Origin of the sequence: Caballeronia terrestris (assembly GCF_001544515.1) — a bacterium.
Classification (GTDB): domain Bacteria; phylum Pseudomonadota; class Gammaproteobacteria; order Burkholderiales; family Burkholderiaceae; genus Caballeronia; species Caballeronia terrestris.
In genome coordinates, this window is record NZ_FCOL02000216.1 from 1 (window position 1) to 3,221 (window position 3,221).

At 56.7% G+C, this 3,221-nt stretch carries 5 protein-coding genes; 3 read left to right on the forward strand and 2 right to left on the reverse strand.

Going from position 1 to position 3,221, the window contains the following annotated elements; translation table 11 throughout:
- The 3 genes from AWB67_RS42585 to AWB67_RS35455 form a co-directional block, all read left to right on the forward strand.
- On the forward strand, positions 1-289 hold a 289-nt coding region (locus AWB67_RS42585), incomplete at its 5' end, for a hypothetical protein (protein WP_235025545.1).
- A gap of 69 nt (positions 290-358) precedes the next feature.
- Positions 359-526: a hypothetical protein gene (locus tag AWB67_RS41160; protein WP_159907892.1), complete on the forward strand. Its 168-nt coding sequence runs from the start codon at positions 359-361 to the stop codon at positions 524-526.
- A 122-nt stretch (positions 527-648) separates the two neighbouring features.
- Positions 649-870, forward strand: a complete 222-nt coding sequence (locus AWB67_RS35455) for a hypothetical protein (protein ID WP_087660560.1) — start codon at positions 649-651, stop codon at positions 868-870.
- A gap of 174 nt (positions 871-1,044) precedes the next feature.
- Here AWB67_RS35455 and AWB67_RS35460 read toward each other — a convergent pair whose 3' ends face one another.
- Positions 1,045-1,914 carry an ADP-polyphosphate phosphotransferase gene (locus tag AWB67_RS35460; RefSeq protein ID WP_087660562.1) on the reverse strand — a complete coding sequence of 290 codons (870 nt, stop codon included), beginning with the start codon at positions 1,912-1,914 and terminating at the stop codon, positions 1,045-1,047.
- Positions 1,915-2,423: 509 nt separating this feature from the next.
- Positions 2,424-3,074, reverse strand: a complete 651-nt coding sequence (locus AWB67_RS35465) for a BON domain-containing protein (RefSeq protein ID WP_087660561.1) — start codon at positions 3,072-3,074, stop codon at positions 2,424-2,426.
- Positions 3,075-3,221: the final 147 nt, after the last annotated feature.

A 3,221-nucleotide genomic window follows, 5' to 3' on the forward strand; every position in this document is an offset into this window, starting at 1 on the left:
ATATATGTCTGCTCGACACCGCGCGATATCGACGATTCTGGGCAGGCGCGAGCGAAGGCCCTTGAGTTCGATTGCGGTAGTATCGTTGGCGACGACCGAAACAAGTTTTGATCCGGCCGCTCGCCCTAGAGAGCGCCGACCGATTTTGGTCGACGATGATCGTGGCCGCAGGCCGTGGTTGATCCATATCAACGCCTCTGGAAGACTTTGCATTAAGCTTTATCTTCAACCCTCCCTGGTGCGTGTCGAAGCCTTTCTAAAAACTTTGCTGCGGACGGAGAAAAGCTAATGCGACCATTCGATTCGACTTCACGAGGGGATTAGTGGAAGACCGTCGCACTTATATCGACCGTGACGAATGAATGCTGCTCAGGTGTTCGCGGACAACCGCGTCAGTGGTGCTCCCGCCATCGGCAAGAGGAATCGGGAGGCTTTGAAACTCAACCAGTACCAGTTGATCAACGCGATACCTCACTACGCTCTGATCGGCGCACGACTTCTTTACGCGGCTGTCGACGAGACGTAGAGCTGGTAGACGGCAGCCAGCGCGGTTCGGGAAAGCGTATTGCGTCAGCCACCCGATGACCCCGCACTGCCGCGTATGAATATATACCAGCGGCCTGATCCACCCGACCCGAAGGAGCGAACATGAGCAAGCCCACCGTAGCCGAACTAATGGCAGAAGCGTTCACCTCTGGTCGCGATCCTCGATCCGCCGAGTACATCGCTGGAGTCCGCTCGATATTGGAAAACTGCATCGAGGGCGCCGCCATCGTGCTGCCCTACGCGCTCGGCACCACTCAAGCCGACGCTTTTCTTGCTGGCCAGGAGGAAGGCAGGGTAATCTGGCGCGAACTGAGGCAGGATTGAACGTGTTCTCGCGACGCTGCCGACGGCGTTACAGTTGATCGCCCAGGAGCACGATGTGCTCGTCGTAGTAGCGACGCAGTGCCGCGAACCAGCGCGTCTGTGGCACCCTCCAGGTTTCGAGCCGGGTCGGCGACGATGTCAGAGGCGATACGCGTGCGGATATGTTCCTGAAGATCACTTTGCAAGCTGCTTGCGCATCGCTTGCAATTGCGTTCGTCGCGCGGCGGTTGTTTTAGGAAAGGTCATCCTAAGCCCTTCTAAGGCATCGACGAGAACCTGGGACACGATTAGCCGAGCGTTTTCCTTGTCGTCAGCGGGTACGACGTACCAAGGTGCATCAGTTGTACTCGTCGCCTTCAGGCACCCCTCATACGCGTTCATATATTGCTTCCAGAATTTCCTCTCATTGATGTCCGCAAGGCTTAATTTCCAGTTCTTTTCTGGGACGTCGATACGTTGAAGGAGACGCTGTCGCTGCTCCTCCTTCGACAGATGAAGATAGAATTTGATGATGCGGGTTCCGTTTATCCAGAGGTGCCGCTCGAGATCAATGATGGATTGATACCGGTCGCGCCAGACTCTGTCGCCGTCGAGCCGCACGCCCGGGACGCCTTCGCTGCGAAGAATCTCAGGGTGGACTCGGGCGACGAGGACCTCCTCGTAGTAGGATCGGTTGAAGATACCAATCCGCCCGCGCTCAGGTAGATCGCGAGTGGTCCGCCAGAGAAAGTCGTGCTGTAACTCTTCGGTGCTCGGATGCTTAAAGCTGAATACCTGGCAGCCTTGCGGATTCACGCCAGACATCACATGTTTGATCGCACCATCTTTTCCTGCCGCATCCATTGCCTGGAAGATCAGCAGGATCGCATATCGATTGGATGCGTACAGAAGCTGTTGCAATAAGCTAAGCCGGGCAACGTGCTCTCGGAGCAGCTTTTGATAGTCTTCTTTTGACGTGTATGCCGGCCCTATCCTCGTCGGCCACTTCCGTAGATTGAGCTCGCATCCTTCCGGAATGAGAAAGTCGCTCGAACTGATTTTCATATAGTTTCCCTCTGTTTCGCCGCTCGCCACGTCAGTCAGATCTTTCCTTTTCGAGCGCCCGTCAAGGATGGCTCGTGGCACCGCGCCAAACGACTCCCCTAGCAAGCACTGCCCTGTAGCGATGCGCACTCGGTGTGCAACTTACAATCTCGCCCTTCGTGGATCCCGAGGGACGCAGATCCTGAAGCCCTTCGTTCAGCGTTAGAGCAACGGCGTCGCGCCTAGTGCCCCGGCGCACGTCGGGGTGCCCAGGGGATCGTCGAAGGGATGCGGTGCGTCGACCCTTATGATCGTTACAACGCGCCATCAACGTCAATGTGGTAACTTCCAACGGCTCACGCAACGCTCGAAGCGGGCGGAGAGGGCAACTGTCTGTCTATATGTGTATCGCCGATCACAGTTCGAATCAAGCGAATTCGCAGGTGGACCACTCGAGCATCTGTCGTCCCTCTGCCGAGAACACCAGCCACGCTTCGCTGCCGGCGCCCGTTGGAAGACGGCTCGTCGCGTCAGCTGATTACAAGACGGTCGACGAGAGCCTTCACGCCAGGCGTCCAGCGCGCCGCTCCCCACACGACAGACCGCTCAGCCAAAGAACTGAGGCGACCGGACAGTGTGACCTTGCCGTCGTCGACCTCAATGCCAAGATGCTTCAGTTCGCGATTCGTATGACGCTGAATTGCCCTGCGGATGTTGTACTCGATGTCGACCGGCGAAGCGGAGCCACGGATTCTGATATTGTTCGTCACTCCCGTGACGCCCCGCATATGAACGATATTCTTCTCGGCGATATGGCTGCGGTAACCGTCTTGTACTTCGCCGCTCAAAGTCACCCATCCTTTCTCGACCTTGATCTTGATAGCATGTTCTTGCAGCCCCGTAATCCAGTCGAGGACCGCCCGCACACCCAAGGCGACGTCCTCATCGGTTCGTCGGTCTGGCTCGCGAAGCTTCACGTCAATGCCGATTACGACGGCGACGACATCGGCAATTCTGAGCGCAGACTTCTCCGCGGCGATCTTCTGCGCATAATCCGCAACGTGTCCGCTCAAGGTGACGATGCCTCCAGACACGGCAACGCCTATCCCATTTGCGTCGACGGCCGGATTTTCCATTAGTTCTTCCTCGACTTCCTGCCTCAGTTGACTGTCCGACTTCATGGCTGTTGCCCTCCTTAATTCAGTTGCAGTCAGCTAACTTCTACCATGTCAAGCCCGGTAATTAGTCCCGGCGCCCTCTCGCCGAACTAGAACGCTTACCTCAGCCTAGTGCTGCTGCGGCCGATGGAATTGATCAATGTCAATCTT